19 protein-coding genes are annotated in these 17,995 nt (G+C 41.7%); 12 read left to right on the plus strand and 7 right to left on the minus strand.

Annotated elements, in window-relative coordinates:
- Positions 1–16 precede the first annotated feature (16 nt).
- Both AB1Z56_RS06040 and AB1Z56_RS06045 read right to left on the minus strand, forming a co-directional pair.
- Positions 17–751 carry a metallophosphoesterase family protein gene (locus AB1Z56_RS06040; protein WP_309359619.1) on the minus strand — a complete coding sequence of 245 codons (735 nt, stop codon included), beginning with the start codon at positions 749–751 and terminating at the stop codon, positions 17–19.
- Between the two features lies 1 nt (position 752).
- Positions 753–1,496, minus strand: coding sequence for a nucleotidyltransferase domain-containing protein (locus tag AB1Z56_RS06045; RefSeq protein ID WP_309359617.1), 744 nt, complete (start codon positions 1,494–1,496; stop codon positions 753–755).
- A 206-nt stretch (positions 1,497–1,702) separates the two neighbouring features.
- Between AB1Z56_RS06045 and AB1Z56_RS06050 the strand changes: the two genes are divergently transcribed.
- Together AB1Z56_RS06050 and AB1Z56_RS06055 are read left to right on the plus strand one after the other, a co-directional pair.
- Positions 1,703–2,188, plus strand: coding sequence for a DUF421 domain-containing protein (locus AB1Z56_RS06050; RefSeq protein WP_426791421.1), 486 nt, complete (start codon positions 1,703–1,705; stop codon positions 2,186–2,188).
- A gap of 69 nt (positions 2,189–2,257) precedes the next feature.
- Positions 2,258–2,491 carry a hypothetical protein gene (locus AB1Z56_RS06055; RefSeq protein ID WP_426791422.1) on the plus strand — a complete coding sequence of 78 codons (234 nt, stop codon included), beginning with the start codon at positions 2,258–2,260 and terminating at the stop codon, positions 2,489–2,491.
- Between the two features lie 321 nt (positions 2,492–2,812).
- On the opposite strand, the gene AB1Z56_RS06060 is transcribed toward AB1Z56_RS06055, so the two are convergent.
- Positions 2,813–3,421, minus strand: coding sequence for a DUF4142 domain-containing protein (locus AB1Z56_RS06060; RefSeq protein ID WP_426791423.1), 609 nt, complete (start codon positions 3,419–3,421; stop codon positions 2,813–2,815).
- Between the two features lie 425 nt (positions 3,422–3,846).
- On the opposite strand from AB1Z56_RS06060, the gene AB1Z56_RS06065 reads away from it, so the two are divergent.
- The 3 genes from AB1Z56_RS06065 (at position 3,847) to AB1Z56_RS06075 (ending at position 6,635) form a co-directional block, all read left to right on the plus strand.
- Positions 3,847–4,503 carry a response regulator gene (locus tag AB1Z56_RS06065; protein WP_426791424.1) on the plus strand — a complete coding sequence of 219 codons (657 nt, stop codon included), beginning with the start codon at positions 3,847–3,849 and terminating at the stop codon, positions 4,501–4,503.
- A 468-nt stretch (positions 4,504–4,971) separates the two neighbouring features.
- Positions 4,972–5,568, plus strand: coding sequence for a ferritin-like domain-containing protein (locus AB1Z56_RS06070; protein ID WP_426791425.1), 597 nt, complete (start codon positions 4,972–4,974; stop codon positions 5,566–5,568).
- A gap of 146 nt (positions 5,569–5,714) precedes the next feature.
- The gene (locus AB1Z56_RS06075; RefSeq protein ID WP_426791426.1) at positions 5,715–6,635 is read left to right on the plus strand and encodes an SDR family oxidoreductase; all 921 of its coding nucleotides are present in this window, start codon (positions 5,715–5,717) and stop codon (positions 6,633–6,635) included.
- A 73-nt stretch (positions 6,636–6,708) separates the two neighbouring features.
- On the opposite strand, the gene AB1Z56_RS06080 is transcribed toward AB1Z56_RS06075, so the two are convergent.
- Together AB1Z56_RS06080 and AB1Z56_RS06085 are read right to left on the minus strand one after the other, a co-directional pair.
- Positions 6,709–7,200, minus strand: coding sequence for a low affinity iron permease family protein (locus tag AB1Z56_RS06080; protein WP_426791427.1), 492 nt, complete (start codon positions 7,198–7,200; stop codon positions 6,709–6,711).
- A 124-nt stretch (positions 7,201–7,324) separates the two neighbouring features.
- Positions 7,325–8,203 (minus strand): AraC family transcriptional regulator, encoded by an 879-nt coding sequence (locus AB1Z56_RS06085; protein WP_309359603.1) that lies wholly within the window; start codon positions 8,201–8,203, stop codon positions 7,325–7,327.
- Between the two features lie 186 nt (positions 8,204–8,389).
- On the opposite strand from AB1Z56_RS06085, the gene AB1Z56_RS06090 reads away from it, so the two are divergent.
- From AB1Z56_RS06090 to AB1Z56_RS06120, 7 genes are all read left to right on the plus strand, one after another.
- The gene (locus AB1Z56_RS06090) at positions 8,390–8,818 is read left to right on the plus strand and encodes an L-rhamnose mutarotase (protein WP_426791428.1); all 429 of its coding nucleotides are present in this window, start codon (positions 8,390–8,392) and stop codon (positions 8,816–8,818) included.
- A gap of 40 nt (positions 8,819–8,858) precedes the next feature.
- Entirely contained in the window at positions 8,859–9,905 is a 1,047-nt protein-coding gene (locus AB1Z56_RS06095; protein WP_426791429.1) for an alpha-L-fucosidase, read from the plus strand.
- Positions 9,906–9,953: 48 nt separating this feature from the next.
- Entirely contained in the window at positions 9,954–11,174 is a 1,221-nt protein-coding gene (locus AB1Z56_RS06100; protein WP_309359597.1) for an enolase C-terminal domain-like protein, read from the plus strand.
- Between the two features lie 9 nt (positions 11,175–11,183).
- Positions 11,184–12,827, plus strand: a complete 1,644-nt coding sequence (locus AB1Z56_RS06105; RefSeq protein ID WP_309359595.1) for a sodium:solute symporter — start codon at positions 11,184–11,186, stop codon at positions 12,825–12,827.
- Between the two features lie 57 nt (positions 12,828–12,884).
- Positions 12,885–13,655 carry an SDR family NAD(P)-dependent oxidoreductase gene (locus tag AB1Z56_RS06110; RefSeq protein ID WP_426791430.1) on the plus strand — a complete coding sequence of 257 codons (771 nt, stop codon included), beginning with the start codon at positions 12,885–12,887 and terminating at the stop codon, positions 13,653–13,655.
- A 99-nt stretch (positions 13,656–13,754) separates the two neighbouring features.
- Positions 13,755–14,921: an alpha-hydroxy acid oxidase gene (locus AB1Z56_RS06115; RefSeq protein ID WP_309359591.1), complete on the plus strand. Its 1,167-nt coding sequence runs from the start codon at positions 13,755–13,757 to the stop codon at positions 14,919–14,921.
- A gap of 436 nt (positions 14,922–15,357) precedes the next feature.
- Complete coding sequence (locus tag AB1Z56_RS06120; protein WP_426791431.1) at positions 15,358–16,017, plus strand: DUF6266 family protein; 660 nt, start codon at positions 15,358–15,360, stop codon at positions 16,015–16,017.
- A gap of 97 nt (positions 16,018–16,114) precedes the next feature.
- Here the strand turns inward: AB1Z56_RS06120 and AB1Z56_RS06125 are convergent, their stop codons facing one another.
- Together AB1Z56_RS06125 and AB1Z56_RS06130 are read right to left on the minus strand one after the other, a co-directional pair.
- Entirely contained in the window at positions 16,115–16,285 is a 171-nt protein-coding gene (locus tag AB1Z56_RS06125) for a hypothetical protein (RefSeq protein ID WP_309359585.1), read from the minus strand.
- An 83-nt stretch (positions 16,286–16,368) separates the two neighbouring features.
- On the minus strand, positions 16,369–17,976 hold the full coding sequence (locus AB1Z56_RS06130) for a hypothetical protein (protein ID WP_426791432.1): 1,608 nt from the start codon (positions 17,974–17,976) through the stop codon (positions 16,369–16,371).
- Positions 17,977–17,995: the final 19 nt, after the last annotated feature.

The following is a 17,995-nucleotide window of genomic DNA, read 5'->3' on the forward strand; positions in this document are numbered from 1 at the left end:
AACCTGACATCGCATTCTAGATGTCAATAAGTGCGAAGCCTTTTTCATCTCCATGCTGTGCTTTGAGTACGGGTACTGCTACATTGTAAATCGGTATGCCAGCAGGGGACAGCGCCTTGAATTTTCCCGCATGAGCATGCCCATGGAAAGCGGCACTGACTTTACGCCGCTGCAGTGGCTCCATTAAATGGGTAGAACCTAAAAAAGGATAAATCTGTTCGGGTTCACCCAATACAGTTTCAGCAATGGGAGCATAATGAAGCAATGCCACTTTTTTGATGTCCGCATGTTCTTGCTCGAGCCGCGCTAAGGCGCGGTCTAGCAGTAGCGATTCATTGACAGCTTCCTGCACAAAACTTTTCATGGCATCTTCGCCAAACATCGATAACATATAGCGGTCAAATCCACCCCCAAAACCTTTCACACCGGCAAATCCAATGTCTTCGACGATAATTGCTTCGCCATCCAAAACAGTAATTTTATGATCGGTCAAAATCTGGCGGATCTGTTTCTGCCGTCCTTTTTCATAATCATGATTTCCCAATACGGCGATAACCGGAACTTTTATCGATTGCAGTTCTGCGACAAGCAATTCAGCTTCTTCTTCATCACCCGTATCGGTTAAATCGCCACATAGGAGCAGAACTTTTGCCTTTTCGGAAATTTCTTCAAACTTTGCTTTCCATTTTCCATGCTGATTTGCATTCATATGTATATCGCCCAGTGCGGCTATTGTTGTCTTTTTATTCATATCAAACAGTTTTTATGGTATATGATTTATAACCCCATTCTTTGATATCTATCTCATATTGCGTCTGATCGATGAGTGGTCCCAGGCAGATTTTTTCTACACATACAGGCAGTTCATACTGATCTTGTGCGCGATTAATGAGTTCATCGAAGAGTTCTTTTGGAATAATTTCGCGGTAATCATGCGGATACGTAAATTGAAAAATGAGCATTTGGGCAAGCAAAAGATGCCAATGTTGATCCATTCGCGTTAACAAATGGTTCCAGTCCAGTTTTTTGCCGTATTTCAGCCAGATATGATTGATGTCGGCACTATCGTACCGCTCTCTGTTCTGTACATAAAGCTTGCACCATACAAGTTCCTCTGCGGGTATGTAGCGTACATTTGTATCAAAGAGTGTTCCTTCCGGTCCTCTGTCAAACCAATCCTGTTCAACAGTACAATTGTGATTAACACTGTCAAAAATAATATCAATGAAATAGGGATCTTTATGGATCTTCGCTAACCATCGTACATCCGTCAGTTCTGTCTGATATCCATTTGTAGCGAAGTGCTTAAGTATTTTAGGATATTCACTGCTTTTGCAAAAGATATCAAGATCCTTGGTTGGTCTTATTATCCCTGTGTAGTGGAACATCGCTAAAGCTCCCCCCACCATAAATTCGCTTTCACTCTCCCGCAGCAATCGAAGGGTGTCCTGAAAGAAGGTAAGGCAATCTTCAGGTGGATTATCTAAATGAATCATATTGTCTTCTTTTTCGTTAAAAACAGCTGGTCAAATAGAGAAGTTTGTAGGTTGGCGATGAAAAGGTATAATGCACATAGCCAACAAGTAAAAGTACCCAATTTAAAAATGGGTGCAACTGGTAGGCCTTTGACAAGCGTTCTATATCAAAATACCCTTGTGCTTTAGCGCATTAACGGTTTTTATAAATCTAAACATAAGGAAACATGGATAGTTTATTTGGGTCGGGTGAAAATCTCAGCATGATACAGATGGGATCGCGCGCACTGGTCATGTTTGTCATCGCGCTTTTTCTGGTTCGTTTAGGAGGTATCCGAATTCTCGGACGGAAATCGGGCGTTGATTTTGTGATCATCATTATGCTGGGGGCAGTGCTGGCAAGAGGAATAGTCGGTGCTTCGCCCTTTCTGTCAACGGTTTTCGCTGGCTTCGTCATGATTATTATCAATAAGATTTTAGCACAGGTGTCAGCGAGGCTGCCCTATTTAGGCGATATGGTCAAGGGGAAGCCTGTAGTTTTATACAAAAACGGTAAAATACAGTGGGATCAAATGGATCGTCTTGGGGTAAGCCGTACGGATTTATTGACAAGCTTGCGGCTGGAGACAAATAGCAAGCATCTGGATGAAGTGGATATGGCTTTAATGGAACCAAACGGGAGAATAAGTTTTACATTGAAGGAGCGCGTTTAAATACTGGCGACGATTCATAAGAACCAAAAGAGATGGAGTATTGAATATTAACAATTAAGGATAACGATCATGATGAAACACTTTTATTTAGCCGCCACATTTATTGGCGCATTAACATCCTGCAGAGATGCAACTAAAATTAGAGAGACTGAAAATAAGATAGATACGACAGTGGTCCACAACGGTCTCCCCTTGGACAACATCCATAGGAGCCGTGGAAAAGATTCAGTGGAAAATAACCCGGCAGATAAAAAGGAAGGCGTGCCATTGGATAATCTGGATCGGGGTAAGGGTGATAAATAGCCGAAGCCCAGCACTCAGATTCAAAAGTGGCTTCGGCATCATAAAATTTACTTTCCTGAGGAACGGTAATAGATTAAGCCCTGCAGCTGTTCTAATTCGTCCGGATTTTTCAGATCGACAAGCGTATTCAATCCTAATTCAACGGATAGCTTTCCAAATTCGTCCAATTGCTTTCTTCAATCTTTGCACGTAGTGCCATTTGTCTGTTGAGTAGTTCATGTACGTAGTCGAATGTCTGTTCCATGTTAGTTAAGAAAATAGCGAAGGGCAAAGCGATAATGGCTTTGTCCTTCGGGGTGAATGAATGGAATTAATATGATTTTATTTTAATTTCAGTTTGGGTACTTTGTTTTTGCTAGCTGGAGATGGCGCATTAGGTGTAATGGGCATGTCGCCTATTGACGGATCTGAAGGCTGCATGTTTTTAATCTGACCCAGATGTTTTTCGAAGGCTGGAATTTTATCGCCGGCGAATTTCCTCAGATCAGCATCTGTGGTTGCCGTGCCCGTACTTGCATCTTTGAAAAGTGAGATCGCATCTTGGTGGCTCTTAACCATCATATCGGTGTATACGCGGTCGAAATTTGAGGCATCCGCATTGTTTAGCTGGTCAATCATGGTCTTATAATTTTGATCGTCGGCCGAACTCAGCTGCCAATTTTTATTTTTTACTAAGGTCGCCAATTCATTTCCCGCGGCGGTATGGTCATCAGCAATCATCTGTGCATATTGTTTGATGTTTGCGTTTTGTGATTTTGCAAGGGCAATAGTAGCTGCCTGCAGTTCGAAATTATTGCTAGCCGTCGCTTTGCTGGCAAAATCTAAGTCTCCGGCCTGTGGCTGGGCAGGTTTACTGTCTTGCGCCTGAGCCGCTAAAATGCAGGCAAAGATTGCGAGCAGCATACCTAGAGTTTTTAAAATGGTTTTCATAATACTATTTTTTAATTGTTAATGATTTTTTTCTATTTCTGCCATCGTTTTCCTTTCATCTATAAACCATGATGATATAGGATGCTAAAAGAATAAATTTAAGAATGAACAGTGCCGAGCAAGCAAGGGTTTGGAGGCTTTAGATTTTACGTATTTAAATCGAAAACTGTGTTGCTTACGTAAGGACATCGTATAAATTCGCATTAAATCACCAGATCATAGATCGGGCAACAACTGAAAGAATTTGCAAAGTTTAATGGGTTAAGAGGATCTTTTAGAAAAGAGCTAGATTTTTCTTGCCTTCATTTTGTGATGAATATTTCTGGATCGAACAAGATTCATTTTGTTAAAACATTTTTGGTTAGAAAGCTGTTTCGTTCAAAAATCAATTGCTCAACTAAACTACAAAGAAAAAACAGACAGCTATGAAACAGTTGCTTTTGGTAGACGACCATACTTTGGTACGATCAGGTTTCCAACTCATATTAGAGGCCCAGGAAGACATAACTGTGATTGCAGGGGCGGAGAATGGGCAAAGGGCTCTAGACTATCTTAAAGGAGCATCTCGACCGGATATAATTTTGACGGATATTCATATGGAAGTGATGGATGGCATACAGTTCATTCAAGTGGTAAAAAGAGATTATCCGGATATAAAAATCATTGTTTTGTCGATGGAGGATAATATTCAGATTATTCAGGAAGTTTTGAACTTAGGAGCGGAAGGCTATTTGTCGAAAGATTCCAATGTAGAAGAGATTCTGTTCGGAATTCAGCAGGTAATCAGGGGTGAACATTATGTCAGTGCGGCTTTAAGTATTGAACTTATTAAAAACTTGCCAAAATATGCTCACCTCGAGGTTGATCGCACGGAAATAATGAGGAGATATGATATTTCAGAAAGAGAACTGTCTGTTTTGGAGCTCATTGCAGAGGGACATACAAATGCCGAGATAGCTGATCAAATCTATTTAAGTAAAAGAACAGTTGAGGGGCACCGACAGCAATTGATTGAAAAAACGGGATCTAAGAACACTGCTGGACTTGTCCGTTTTGGTTTCCAGAAAAAGTTGTTGATATAAGAGAATCTCTTCGTCTGTTTCGAAATCATTCTGGTCAATTTCAGGTTGTTGATCCGGTGTGTTTTCTGGAAGCTCTTCTTCATGCTCATCTGGAATATCATTCGGAAGATTTTCTGGTCCAGATTGTGACACGATGGCTAGAGCGAGAATGGCCATGCCTTGATAGGCGTCCTTCATAGCAAAGTTTTTATTCATTTAGATTTTACTTAATACGCATTATTAATACTCTTTTGCCTATAGAACATGGCCCAATGCACTATCGTTAACTGTTTAAGTACGTCATATCGATAGATTTGTACGTTAATTTTAGTATGGTTCTTCTGTAGGGGCATCTTTCGGAAAAACGTGTTTTTACGCAACTTATGTGGTAAATGCTTGATTTGAAGGGAACAGCATAACTGGTTGAACAAAAAAAGTTTGAGTGCTGTTTATTTCACAAACGGCTCTTGGAGCGCAAACTTTTAAATTATGGCAACAACAAAAGTAACAGCAGACAAAAGTAAAGCAAATGCAAAATCGGCTAGTAAAGCAACTTCAGCCGCAACTTCGGAAGGAAGAAAAGTACGGGCTAAAGCCGGTGCAGCGAAAGATTTGGCCGAATTATTCGAAGACGGCTTGAAAGATATTTATTGGGCTGAAAAAGCACTCACAAAAGCACTTCCGAAGATGGAAAAAAATGCGAGCTCAGAACAGTTAAAATCGGCAATTTCCAAACATCTGACCGAGACTGAAACACATGTCGACCGTCTCGAGCAATGTTTTGAGTTTATTGGCGTGAAAGCTAAAGCCGAAAAATGTGAAGCAATGGCGGGCTTAGTGGAAGAGGCCGAAAGCCTTATGAAGGAAACAGAAGTTGGAGCTGTCAGAGATGCAGCGATCATAGCAGCGGCGCAGAAGGTAGAACATTATGAAATTGCGACTTATGGGACATTGGCCGCATTTGCCAAAGTGCTCGAACATCAGGATGCCTTGAAACTGTTACTTGAAACGTTAAGCGAGGAGAAGAAGTGCGATGAAGATTTAAGTGCTCTGGCAGACACAAATCTCAATTCGAAGGCTGAATAAGGTTAAAGGAAGTAGCGGCTAATCTATAACAAGATTGTGAAAAAGAGGGACATGATTGTCCTCTGTTTTTCTGTTTTAATAGAAGCACATATTTAGAAAAACATAAAAGGCTCAATTCTGATTGGGCCTTTTCCAAAAAGAAAGCGATGAAATATTCAGATAATAGGGGTAATAGTTTTGCGGAAAAGGGGCTGGCTGATCCGGTTAAAGAATACCCAAACCCGCCATTTAAGAGACAATCTCAGCCCTGGCCGGGGCTTTGCAGTGAAATGGATCCGCGGCCCGATCATGGTGAAGATAGTTATAAGGGAACAGGAAGGCTCAACGGCCGTAAGGCATTGATTACGGGTGGCGATTCCGGAATGGGACGCGCTGCTGCAATTGCTTATGCGCGAGAAGGTGCCGATGTAGCCATCAACTATCTGCCGGAAGAGGAAAAAGATGCGGCAGAAGTAATTTCTTTAATAAAGGCCGCTGGACGTAAGGCTGTGGCTATTCCAGGAGATCTGCGGAAGGAAGAATTCTGTACGCGCCTAATTGAGGAGACTGTACTTCAGCTGGGTGGTCTGGACATTTTGGTAAATAACGCTGCGCGGCAACAAACGAAGCCTTCTATTTTAGATATCTCCACGGCGGATTTTGATGCCACGATGAAAACCAATATTTACGCGCCATTTTGGCTTATCAAGGCCGCCTTGCCACATCTCAAACCGGGGTCGGTTATTATCGGAACGACATCGGTACAGGCGGCCGATCCCTCAGAAGATCTATACGATTATGCACAAACAAAGGCCGCAACCACCAATTATATTCGTTCCTTGGCCAAGCAGCTTGGTCCAAAAGGAATACGTGTCAATGGGGTTGCTCCCGGGCCTATTTGGACGGCTTTGCAAGTCAGCGGCGGTGCCACGCAGGAAAAGCTGGTTAATTTTGGAGGAAATACGCCTATGGGAAGGCCGGGGCAACCGGCGGAACTCGCTTCAATCTATGTCCAGTTGGCTGCCGCAGATGCGAGTTATGCTAATGGGCAAATCTATGGTGCTGCGGGCGGTGGCGGACAGCCTTAAAAACTTATAACTGTATCATTCCTAATAATCCCCACTATGGGGATTTTTTTATAGCAATCGATAGGCTGAAATTCTAATCGGTGCTGTCAGTTTTCTCATCATCTGAATGATCCTGTCTTTCTTTCCTAGCTTTCATTTTCGAAGCGTGGTTTTCCTTTGCAGCATCTATAGAATGGGTGCAGGTGATATCATTTTCCTGAAGAGCTAATTTGGCAATGTGTGCATAAAATTTGGCCAACTGATCCAGCTCTTCCTCGCTTAAGTCTTCCAGGCTGACCATTCGGTTGCTCGTTCCCTTATGTGAAGCAATAAGTTCATTGAGTTTTAAATGAACTGCTTTTGAATCCTTATTTTGCGATTTTTGAATAAGAAATACCATTAAAAAGGTAACAATAGTAGTTCCTGTATTGATCACCAATTGCCAGGTTTCAGAATAATTAAATATGGGACCGCTCACTGCCCAGATAATAACTGTGGACGTTGCAATAATGAATGCCGCAGAGCTGCCGGTCGCATGGGTAGCCCAGTCTGAAAATCGTTCAAATAAATTCTTCTTCTTTTTCATTGCTAAACTTTAATTTCTATAGAGACCAGACTGCTGGCAGATTTGTTTTCACAAATTATTTATCATCTGATATATCAGTCTTTTTTTTCGCTATTGAATTAAAATAGCATACATTTTTGCTGGGCTACCGTATCTGCGACTTGTATTGACTTGGGGTTACTCCTTTAATTGACTTGAAAATTTTATTAAAGTTTGAAAGGCTATTGAAACCACAGGCATAAGCAATGTGCGTGATTTGATGCTTGTTTTCTACAATCAATCTACAGGATTCACTAACACGGACCTCATTGACAAATTGAACGAAGGTTTTCTGCGTACGGGATTTGAAGTAACGGCAAAAGGAATGCTTTGACATATTAGATAGCTGTGCAACTTGATCCAATTGAATTTCGCCCGTATAGTTGTTAAATACGAATTTAAAGATGCTGTCAATTTTACTATTGTCAATGGGGCTATAGTTGTGGGTGTATCCAGCGCTGGAGAGGTAATCAAATTCATCTGTCGATAACATCAATTCGATAATCTCTAATAATAAAATAGTTTTCTCAAAGCCATAATCCAGCTGTACGATCTTTTTTAGCTTTATCTTCAATTGTTCCTTTGTTGCGCCACGGAATAGGAGACCACGTTTGGAGGCTGAAAAGAAGGCTTCGATTTTGTGTGTTTGAAAGAAATGCCCTAAAAGTTTAATTATTAATTTAGGTTCTATATACAAGGCTAAAGAACGGGAAGTTTTTGTCTCTGCAATGGTGGAGCCTGCGCAATTTATATTGTTATTGTGCCATACATGTGGCAGATCAGGTCCTACAAAAGTAAGTTCATCGGAAACAAAGTTACTCACATTATCGCCAATAATCCGCTTTCCCTCACTTTCCACAATATAGGTCATCTGACAGGCGCTATGAAAATGAAATTCAGTTGAGAAGAAAGGGCGTTGCACATCTTTGGTCGCAAAAGTCGTAATATCTGCACCTTCCAGAATTTTTGCAAAAACAGGTTTCATGCGTTTGGTTATTTTAATTAAGAGCGAGCAATATAGCTTATTTTGCCTTAAAAATAAGTTAACATGTGTAAAATTGTTAATATAGTGGGAGAAATGAGCAATCTAGCAGTAGTCACCGTCCTGCTGAGCGCGTAATTTAGTACAACTATACAATAACGTATAGTTGTACTAGATTACGCAGAACTTATGTATCCTAAATTATATCCTTATATCCTTGTGATCGTCTTGGTCGTACTCTGTATGACAGCCTTTCGGTCTGCAGAAAGAAGTCGCGCCGCGACTCGCTATGCATCCATAACAGGACTGAAAGCTGAGAAAGTAGCTTATTATAAAAAGCTTCATGCCAAGGTTTGGCCCACAGTACTTCGAAAGATTAAAGCATGTCATATCCGCAATTATTCTATTTTTTTGAAGGAGATAGATGGTGAATTTTTTCTTTTCAGCTATTTTGAATATGTAGGACAAAACTTCAAGCTTGATATGCAAAAGATGGCGTCCGATCCAGAGACACAGCGTTGGTGGAAAGAAACGGATCCCTGTCAGCAACCCCTGTCCGATGCACAGGAGAAAGGGGAGGTATGGTCTGGTATGGCGGAGGTATTTCATACGGACTAAAGAAAGAAACGAATGCTGTAATAACCAACATCATATAACCATGAGAAAAAAATTATTATTTAGTTTGGCACTTGCTGTTTTAGGTACAAATCTCGGTGCGCAGACAAAGACCATTGTACCTGTTCCATCGGTACAACCCAATGCTTATCAGCAGGCGCAAATTGACCGAAAATATGGTATGTTCGTTCATTTTGGCATGAATACATTTCATGATCAGGAGTGGACGGATGGATCTAAACCTGCCAGCTCATATGCGCCATCGGCTATTGAGGTTAAACAGTGGGTTTCGACAGCAAAAGAAGCCGGGATGAAGTACATGATTTTGGTAACGAAACATCATGAGGGTTTCTGTTTATGGGATAGCAAGTATACGGATTATGATGTAGCGAGCTCTTCAAACGCGACAAATGTTGTGCAGGAGCTAGCTAAAGAATGTGCCAAACAGGGAATGCGCCTTGGTTTGTATTATTCTTTGTGGGACCGAAAGCAGAACCCCAATGTAAAAGACAAGTCTGCAGATGCAGCATATAATCAATATATGTTGAACCAGCTCAATGAGTTGGTTGATATAACCAAAAAGTATACGGATATAGTTGAGCTTTGGCTGGATGGAGGCTGGGAAAAAGAGAATTATCGATGGCCCACGCAGGAGATCTACAATTTAATCAAGAAAAAGGTTCCTGGATGTCAAATTGGTGTAAACTGGAGCATCGGATCGCCTGAGAATACAGACAAGCACATTGTCTTGCCGAAAGACCAGCAAAATTATTACCCTATACGTTATTTCCCAAGCGACTTTAGGCTTGGCGACCCTTATCTTCCGATCGATCCTGACCCTAAGCTTTTTATGGCGCAGGGGAATACTTATTATATGCCTTTTGAAACAACAGTGGTACTTGGAGAACGCTGGTTTTACAATACCACAGACAAGAAGTATAAGTCTTTGGAAGAGCTTGCGGGGATTTATCAGACCGCAACCGCACAAGACAATATCCTGATCTTAAACGTTGGTCCCAATCGGATGGGACGCATAAAGGATTCGGATGTTGACATTTTGCTCAAATTAAAGGATAAGTTAAAGTTATAATTTAAAATAGATCAACCTAAACACTAAAAACAAGTGCGTTAAGATTTTATGATAAAGACGTTTGATATTCAGGATCGGAGATTTCCTTTGGCTACTGGTGCAGGTAGTGATGCGATACACAAGGATCCGATCTATTCTTATGCTGTGACCCGATTGGTCGATGATAGGGGGCGCGTTGGGACAGGTCTGGCTTTTACACTGGGTGCAGGAAATGAGCTGGTCTGTCGTGCTGCAGCTTTTTATGCTGAACGATTGAAAGGGATTCCAATCGAGGACCTTATGGCAGATTTTGGTCAGTTGTTTAATAAGTTGAGCAACGAACAGCAATTTCGTTGGTTGGGTCCCCATAAAGGGATTGTTCATTTAGCCTTAGCTTCGGTAACAAATGCCTGTTTTGATCTTTGGGCTAAAACGAGAGGAGTTCCGCTTTGGAAGCTGCTAACCGACCTCAGCGCCGAAGAGATTGTCAATACGCTGGATCTTTCCTATTTGGAAGATGAGTTTACAAAGGCAGAGGCCATCAGCCTGCTGGAGTCAAATATCTCAACGTCTTCTGAAAGAATGGGGATTATTGAAAGGGGATATGCTGGCTACGATACGTCGGTAGGCTGGTTTAACTATTCCGATGAAAAAGTGCGGGAGAATTGTAGGCGTGCTATCGACAACGGTTTTTCGGCGATGAAACTCAAAGTGGGCAGTGAAGATCCATTGCGGGATATCCGCCGTGCGCATATTGTGCGCGAGGTTGCTGGTGATGAAGCGAAGGTAATGCTCGATGCGAATCAGCAATGGACGCTGCCGCAGGCGCTATCCATCTGTCAAGAGCTGAAAGAGATGAACCCTTTTTGGGTAGAGGAGCCGACACACCCGGACGACATTGTTGGACATAAACGATTGGCCGAACAGATTGCGCCGATAAAAGTTGCCATGGGTGAGCATGTGCCGAACCGCATTTTGTTTAAAAATTATCTTCAAATGGCTGCGACGGGATTTGTACAGGTGGATGCTGTTCGCGTTGGCGGCGTGAGCGAGTTTATTTCAGTAAGTTTACTTTGTCGAAAATATAATATTCCCGTTGTACCACATGTTGGGGATATGGGGCAGCTCCATCAGCATCTTGTTTTATTTAACCATATAAGCCTTGGGCATGAGGCTTTGTTTTTGGAGCATATTCCGCATCTAAAGTCTCATTTTGTACATCCAGTATCTATTGAGAATGGAGTTTACCGTACCCCAATGGATGTGGGAAGCAGTTGTGATTTGTTATAAGTTGACGTTATGTTAGGAAATTTAGATTTAGGTATCGCCATCTTTTATATTGTGTTGATTTTAGTTGTCGGCGTATTGGCCGGATCAGGGCGATTTAAGAAAGTGAAGGAAACAAGCGCAGAGGGGTATTTTTTGGCAGGAAAGACACTCCGGTGGCCGGCTATTGGCTTGGCACTTTTTGCAACTAATATTTCAACGGTGCATCTGGTCAGTTTGGCACAGAGCGGATTTGATACAGGCTTGCTAAACGGCAACTTTGAATGGATGGCGGCCTTTACTTTAATCTTGCTGGCACTTTTTTTTGTGCCATTTTACCTCAAGTCTGGTGTTGCCACCTTGCCCGATTTTCTGGAACGACGCTATGATCGTGCCAGCAGAGATTGGCTTACGTTTATCTCTATACTATCGGCAATTGTTATTCATATCGCTTTTTCGATGTTGGCTGGAGGGATTGTGCTGCGAACACTTTTTGGATTTAATATGTATTTGAGTATTACAGTAATCTGTGTGATCACTGGAATATATACGATTTTGGGCGGATTGCGTGCTGTTGTGGTGACGGAATCTATCCAGACAATTGTATTGCTTGCGGGGGCCTTCATTATCAGTTTTGCGGCTTTTGACAAGATGGGCGGTTGGACGCCGATGAAAGCTGTATTGGTACAGGATAATGCCCTTGATCGTCTTTCTATGCTTCGTGGGAGCAACGATGGAAGCGGAATGCCTTGGTATGCCGTATTGTTTGGCTATCCGATTTTGGGTATTTGGTACTGGTGTGCCGATCAGACGATTGTTCAGCGAGTTTTAGGGGCGAAGGACGAAAACCATGGACGTGTGGGCGCTCTTTTTTGTGGTTTTCTAAAAATCTTGCCTGTTTTTATTTTTGTGCTTCCGGGCCTATTTGCGTATACCTTGTTTAAAACAGGTCAATTGGATTTAAGCAGTCTTGGCGTGGACCATCAAGGGCAGGTCAATTCAAAAGGTATCTATACACTCATGATTACGCAACTTTTGCCTTCAGGATTGATCGGTGTTTTGGTAGCGGCGCTTCTGTCGGGTTTAATGAGTCAAATATCGGGTGCGCTAAATTCGATATCGACCATGGTGAGTTACGATATCTTTAAACAGCGACGGCCTGCAGCTACCGATGGTCAGTTGATTCGTATTGGGAAAATTGCCGCAGTTATAGCTATGGGATTTTCCTTGGCTCTTTTACCACTATTGGATCGCTATGAGAGTATTTTTTATGGTATAAATGATGTAATAGCACACATTGCACCACCGATAACCTGTGTGTTTCTTTTAGGTGTATTCTGGAAAGGGGCATCGGCAACAGCTGCAAAACTTACCTTGTGGGCAGGTTCTGTTTTGGGGGTTGCTGTATTTATGCTAAACAAGCTGCTGCCTGATTCGTGGATAGGCCAGACCCCATTTATGATGATGGCTTTTTATTTGTTTTTGGTCTGTATGATACTTCAGGTATTGTTGTCGTATATGTATCCCGTGCAGCATACTGCGCAAAGTCAGGAGTTGTTCTGGAAGAACCCCATGGATCCACTTCGGGGTAAAGCCTGGCCAGGTATCGGAAATTACCGTATTTTATCCACATTGCTACTCGCTATTGTCGTGATTTTATATGTAATTTTCAACTGATTTTTTAATTTGTTCTGATTCCTTGGGACTTGATGCTAAATACAAGAATAATAAAACGTGAAAACCTTAGAAGATAAAATAATATTGATTACCGGAGGAAGTGCCGGTATCGGCTTGGAATGTGTAAAAGCTTATGTCAAAGCAGGCGCAAAGGTTGCCTTTATTGGTCTCGATCAAGCGTCCGTGGATGAAACAGCTGCACTGATCGGTGCGCCACATATGGGCATCTGCGCGGATGTGACGCAGGCCCGGGAGGTTGATTTGGCCATCCAAAAGATCGTTGCTTTTTTTGGGCGGCTTGATGCAATCCATAACAATGCTGGCCTGGCAAGCCCATCAAAGCCTTTGCATGAAACGACGGACGATGAATGGGTAAGGTTGCTGGATACTAACATGAAGAGTGTTCTATTGACGACGAGATATGGCTATCCTCATTTAAAGGAATCTGCGGGTTGTATTCTAAATACGAGTAGCTTAGTGGGGGATATAGGTCAGGAGAACCATGCGGCATATGCTGCCACAAAGGGGGCGATCAATGCGTTGACAAAATCGATGGCCATAGACTATGCAGCTGTCGGTATTCGTGTCAATTCGGTTATGCCTGCAGCTGTTATGACACCCATGCTCAACAAATGGACACTGGAGCAACCGCATCCGACACAGGTTTTTGACTTTTTAAAGGATATTCATTTGCTGGGATACTGTCCTGAAGGTGATGTCATTGCCGATGCCTGTGTGTTTCTGCTGTCAAACCAAGCACGCTTTATCACCGGTATAAATTTACCTGTGAGTGGTGGTGCTGAATTGGGTTACCGTAGAAATGTATGACAGATTTTTTTATATTAGCTACATTTAGCTTGCATTTGAAAAGCAATTTATCTAAGTTTGGCGCGCAGTCGTAGACTGTTTATAAATAATACATCAATCATGAGCCAGAAATTTATATACAATACACGTTATCCTTCTGTTGAAGATCTAAAGATTAAAGCGAAGAAAAGGATTCCCCGATTTGCATTTGACTATTTGACCGGAGGTGCAAATGAAGAATTGAACCTTGCCAGAAATGAGAATGATTTTGATAACATTCTGTTGAAGCCTCAATATCTGCTTGCAAGCGAAGAAATAGACCTATCCGTCGAACTATTCGGTCGTCGTTACAGTGCACCTTTTGGCGTTTCACCTATTGGACTTCAGGGATTGATGTGGCCGAATGCGCCGGAGATTCTTGCGAAAGCGGCGGCAAAAAATGATGTTCCTTATATTTTAAGTACTGTATCAACAAGTAGTATTGAACGTATTGCCGAGGTATCTGATGGGAAAGCATGGTTTCAGCTCTATCATCCGACGGAAAATAGACTGCGGGATGATATTATTAAGCGTTTACAGACTGTAGAATGCCCTGTATTGGTTGTGTTGGTAGATGTTCCTGCTTTTGGACTTCGCTATCGTGAAATTAAGAGCGGTTTGTCCATGCCACCTAAAATGAGTATTGCTAATATCTTGCAAACTTTTGTATGTCCGACTTGGGGGATAGAAACATTAAGGCATGGAATACCGTCGTTTGCGACATTAAAGCCTTATATGGAAAAAGGTCTTGATTTGGCACAGTTAGGGCAGTTTATGAATAGAACATTTACAGGTAAAGTGGATGTTGAAAAAATTAAAGCAATACGGGATCTATGGAAAGGGCCTTTAGTACTTAAAGGGATTGCTACCGATGAAGATATGCAGGCTTCTATCGCATTAGGCGTGGATGGAGTTATCGTATCCAATCACGGTGGACGACAGCTCGACGCAAGTGAATCTTCGATCAATTCATTGATCCATTTGGCGAGCAACCCAGAATACAAAAAGAAAATAAAAATTATGTTAGATGGTGGCATTCGATCGGGAGTTGACCTAGCTCGGGCACATGCCGTTGGATCAGATTTCAATTTTATGGGAAGACCATTTATGTATGGCGTTGGCGCATTGGGCAATGAAGGAGGGGAACATACAATCAATATGTTCAAGACACATTTGTATCAGGTTATGAAGCAATTGAGTCTTTCAAAGATTGAAGATTTTCCGCAGCGTCTACAGGCTGTCCTGTAACTGTTGCAGCAGGTCGAGTTTTCGATCCAGCGTTGAGATGAGAATCGAGCACGCTATCGAAGGAAGAGAATGTCTCTTATGTTTGTATTAAACAAATGTAGGAGACATTTTTTTGTTTTATAGATTCGCTCGAAAGGTATTGGCTTTGATGCAAATATTAAGCTCTCGGTTTAGATCATAGGGATAATTTTACTTTTTCTCCTTTAGTTCTTAGATGCAACAGATGGTAGCCAAATTCCGCATTTTAACAGTGTTTGTTCAGTGCTCGTTCAGTGCTTGTTCAGTGATTGTTCAGTGCTCGTTCAGTGGAGACTGAACAATCACTGACTAATTACTGTCTAAAAATTGATTTAAAATTGTAGTTTGTTACAATTTGGTATGCGTATGTTTCTGTGTTAATGTTTATCTTTATTATCTATAGCATAATCAGGTAATTATGGCAATAATAAAAAATGGTGTTAACGGAACTGTTTCCGGGAAAGCAGGTCCTGTTGTGTTTGTGTCGACTAAAACAGGAAATTATGTACGGTCTCTCCCTCGCGTTAAAAAGCGGGAGCCTACTCCTGGCCAGCTGCTGAGTAGAAAACGCTTCAAAATTGTGAGGTCGCATATTAGTCAATTAAAACCGATCATCAATATGGGGTATAAAGCGTACAGCTATCCTAAACGGGCATACGATGTCGCGATGTCTTATAATTTGAACGAAGCACTTATCCGGGAAGAAGACGGTTTTGTGATTGACTGGCGGAAATTTATGATTGCCAAGGGAAGCCCCAATCCCATCAATTCCTACACAATGGATTTCGATAAAGAAAACCAAGAACTTCAGGTTACCTGGGAATATGATGCCTATCTGGAGGAAAAGTTCAACACGAGATATTACGATTCGTTCTTAATCCTGTATAATGCAATGGAGAACGGGGGCGGAAATCAACTTGTGATGAACGATAAAAAAAGCAGCTTAATGTCAGGAAAACAAAATGTTGAAATTCCAAAACATAGAAAGGAAGTGACCTATGAGGTATATATCTTTTTTATAGAGAGTTATGGTGGAGGTAATACAGACAGTCTGCACTTGGGTACGATAACGATTTGAATGTACTATTGATGACACGATCGTGTATTATAAAATTGCATAAAAAAAGGGGATATCCAAGTGGATATTCCCTTTTTTGTCCAGTATTGGAAATGGTCTACCAGTCGATATTTCTGTTGTCTGTTGAGCCTGCTTCCCATTGTTCGCTGACCTGGCCACTGTTGCCATCTTCTGGTCTTGCGCATGCTGAACCCGCAGCAATACCTTGCTCAAGTTCGATAATAGTCGTGTTGACTTTTGGGGCGATGTATGCTAATTTCTTTTCCATAATATCTTTTTTTTACGTGCTGTTTTTTTTAAATGTTATACGCAGCAAGATTTATTCTTTCCGATTATTGATCTATTTATTGATTATTTGCAAGGGATCTTCTTCTTTCCAGCACCTACACCTTTGATAATTGTGCGTCCATCAACAAGTTGGGTTACTTTTACGGTGTTGCTTTGTGTTGCGCTCCAAGGGAATGTGTTGAAACTGTTGCCATTAAAGAGTTTAAGTTCATATAAAGGGCCGCCAGATGTTTTACTACCAAACATAGTGACTTGTCCAGTTCTGCTGATTACCACTTTAACTAATGGAGCAGTGCTTGTACCTTTCATATTGTAAACCTCATCGATCTTTTTGTTGGTTTCGATATTGTTGCCTGCATATTTGCTTCCGTCAAAAAATTGGATATTTTGTGTAGAGGCAACCGCATTGGATTGAAATTGAATTTCCTGTTTTGCTAGTTTCACACCATTAACTTCCATATTGAAAGCATTGTCGAGTTCGGTAATATCGAAGACAAAACCATAGTCTGCCGCTGGTGCAGTGAAACTTCTGTCGATAGCAGTTCCATTTGGATAGAATTTACCATCTTTCATGATGCCTGTTTTGCCACCCGATGTTGTTGCTGGGTAGCTCCAGTCCAAACCATTGCTGGTTACATCTTGTGTACAGGTTCTGAAGTTAAGTTTCAGGTCGTATTTTTGTCCAGGATTGATCTTAACATTTGGAATTTTGATGTTCGTTTTGGTTTCATCATCAATGGTGAGACTGCTAAGCATCAATGTTCCGTTGCTGGTTGTCGGGTGGATCAATAAGGACGGATTGCTGATCACGGTGCGCAGGCCATTGCCTAAAGCCGGAAATTGCGTGGTTACACCAGCGTTGTTCAAACCGTTGTACGTTAACGTTTCATCCGAGAATTTTAAATTTGCACTATTGTGACTAGGGTTTAATACGGCAGTACCGATTTGAGTTATCGCGCCAGTCATACTAGGATCCATTGTCAATGTTGTTGTGATTTGGCTAAATCTGTGCTTTAATACGACATTCAAGTTGTTTACACCATTTTTTAGCGTCAAAGTACCTGTGTAATACATTAAATCACCGCTAACATTGTTTAAGCTTGCTGTTGATAAGGTGTTTTGGTTGTTAATGCTCGGTATTGCTGTTGTGCTATTGATTGAATAAGCAATAAAGGTGTAGGACTTTCCGGCATCAAGAACAATACCTGCGGCAGTCGCCTCCTCGCCATAATTATAGACCTTTTCCGTTACGTAGTTTCCTTGGTTGTCATAAACAACAACTTTGTACTTTACATTTTTGTCCAATGGCTTCTCAATGGTTTGAGCAGCAGCTAGTTTGGGGTTGGATGAGGCAACCAGGCTTTTTGTGACAGCTGAACTGTTTGTTAGAACAACGTCAATGGAGCCTCCGTTGTCCAATGGTACGGTCATTTCCTGTACATCTGGTGCACTGCTGGATGTATGTGAAGAACCAGCAGAGGCTTGCTTTTGAACCGCATTATTGTCGGATTCATTGTAGGCTTCTACGCCTGATAGATTGATTTTAACGACAGTTTCTCCTGTTAATGCAGTGCTCTCTCCGCTTTTGTTACATGAGTAGAGGCTAAGTGCGAAGACACTGCAGCCTAGCATGAACAGGTTTGTCAGTCGGCGATGGGGGATTAGATTCATGTTAATTGACATTTTGTTT

This window comes from Sphingobacterium sp. WOUb80, assembly GCF_050058145.1.
Taxonomy (GTDB): domain Bacteria; phylum Bacteroidota; class Bacteroidia; order Sphingobacteriales; family Sphingobacteriaceae; genus Sphingobacterium.

Excerpts from the sequence above, each read along its gene's own strand:
- AB1Z56_RS06040 (WP_309359619.1), bottom strand. The coding sequence starts at position 751 with ATGAATAAAAAGACAACAATAGCCGCACTGGGCGATATACATATGAAT.
- AB1Z56_RS06075 (WP_426791426.1), top strand. The coding sequence starts at position 5,715 with ATGAAATATTCAGATAATAGGGGTAATAGTTTTGCGGAAAAGGGGCTG.
- AB1Z56_RS06070 (WP_426791425.1), top strand. The coding sequence starts at position 4,972 with ATGGCAACAACAAAAGTAACAGCAGACAAAAGTAAAGCAAATGCAAAA.
- AB1Z56_RS06105 (WP_309359595.1), top strand. The coding sequence starts at position 11,184 with ATGTTAGGAAATTTAGATTTAGGTATCGCCATCTTTTATATTGTGTTG.
- AB1Z56_RS06120 (WP_426791431.1), top strand. The coding sequence starts at position 15,358 with ATGGCAATAATAAAAAATGGTGTTAACGGAACTGTTTCCGGGAAAGCA.
- AB1Z56_RS06085 (WP_309359603.1), bottom strand. The coding sequence starts at position 8,203 with ATGAAACCTGTTTTTGCAAAAATTCTGGAAGGTGCAGATATTACGACT.
- AB1Z56_RS06130 (WP_426791432.1), bottom strand. The coding sequence starts at position 17,976 with ATGAATCTAATCCCCCATCGCCGACTGACAAACCTGTTCATGCTAGGC.
- AB1Z56_RS06115 (WP_309359591.1), top strand. The coding sequence starts at position 13,755 with ATGAGCCAGAAATTTATATACAATACACGTTATCCTTCTGTTGAAGAT.
- AB1Z56_RS06055 (WP_426791422.1), top strand. The coding sequence starts at position 2,258 with ATGATGAAACACTTTTATTTAGCCGCCACATTTATTGGCGCATTAACA.
- AB1Z56_RS06100 (WP_309359597.1), top strand. The coding sequence starts at position 9,954 with ATGATAAAGACGTTTGATATTCAGGATCGGAGATTTCCTTTGGCTACT.
- AB1Z56_RS06045 (WP_309359617.1), bottom strand. The coding sequence starts at position 1,496 with ATGATTCATTTAGATAATCCACCTGAAGATTGCCTTACCTTCTTTCAG.
- AB1Z56_RS06065 (WP_426791424.1), top strand. The coding sequence starts at position 3,847 with ATGAAACAGTTGCTTTTGGTAGACGACCATACTTTGGTACGATCAGGT.
- AB1Z56_RS06125 (WP_309359585.1), bottom strand. The coding sequence starts at position 16,285 with ATGGAAAAGAAATTAGCATACATCGCCCCAAAAGTCAACACGACTATT.
- AB1Z56_RS06095 (WP_426791429.1), top strand. The coding sequence starts at position 8,859 with ATGAGAAAAAAATTATTATTTAGTTTGGCACTTGCTGTTTTAGGTACA.
- AB1Z56_RS06060 (WP_426791423.1), bottom strand. The coding sequence starts at position 3,421 with ATGAAAACCATTTTAAAAACTCTAGGTATGCTGCTCGCAATCTTTGCC.
- AB1Z56_RS06090 (WP_426791428.1), top strand. The coding sequence starts at position 8,390 with ATGTATCCTAAATTATATCCTTATATCCTTGTGATCGTCTTGGTCGTA.
- AB1Z56_RS06080 (WP_426791427.1), bottom strand. The coding sequence starts at position 7,200 with ATGAAAAAGAAGAAGAATTTATTTGAACGATTTTCAGACTGGGCTACC.
- AB1Z56_RS06050 (WP_426791421.1), top strand. The coding sequence starts at position 1,703 with ATGGATAGTTTATTTGGGTCGGGTGAAAATCTCAGCATGATACAGATG.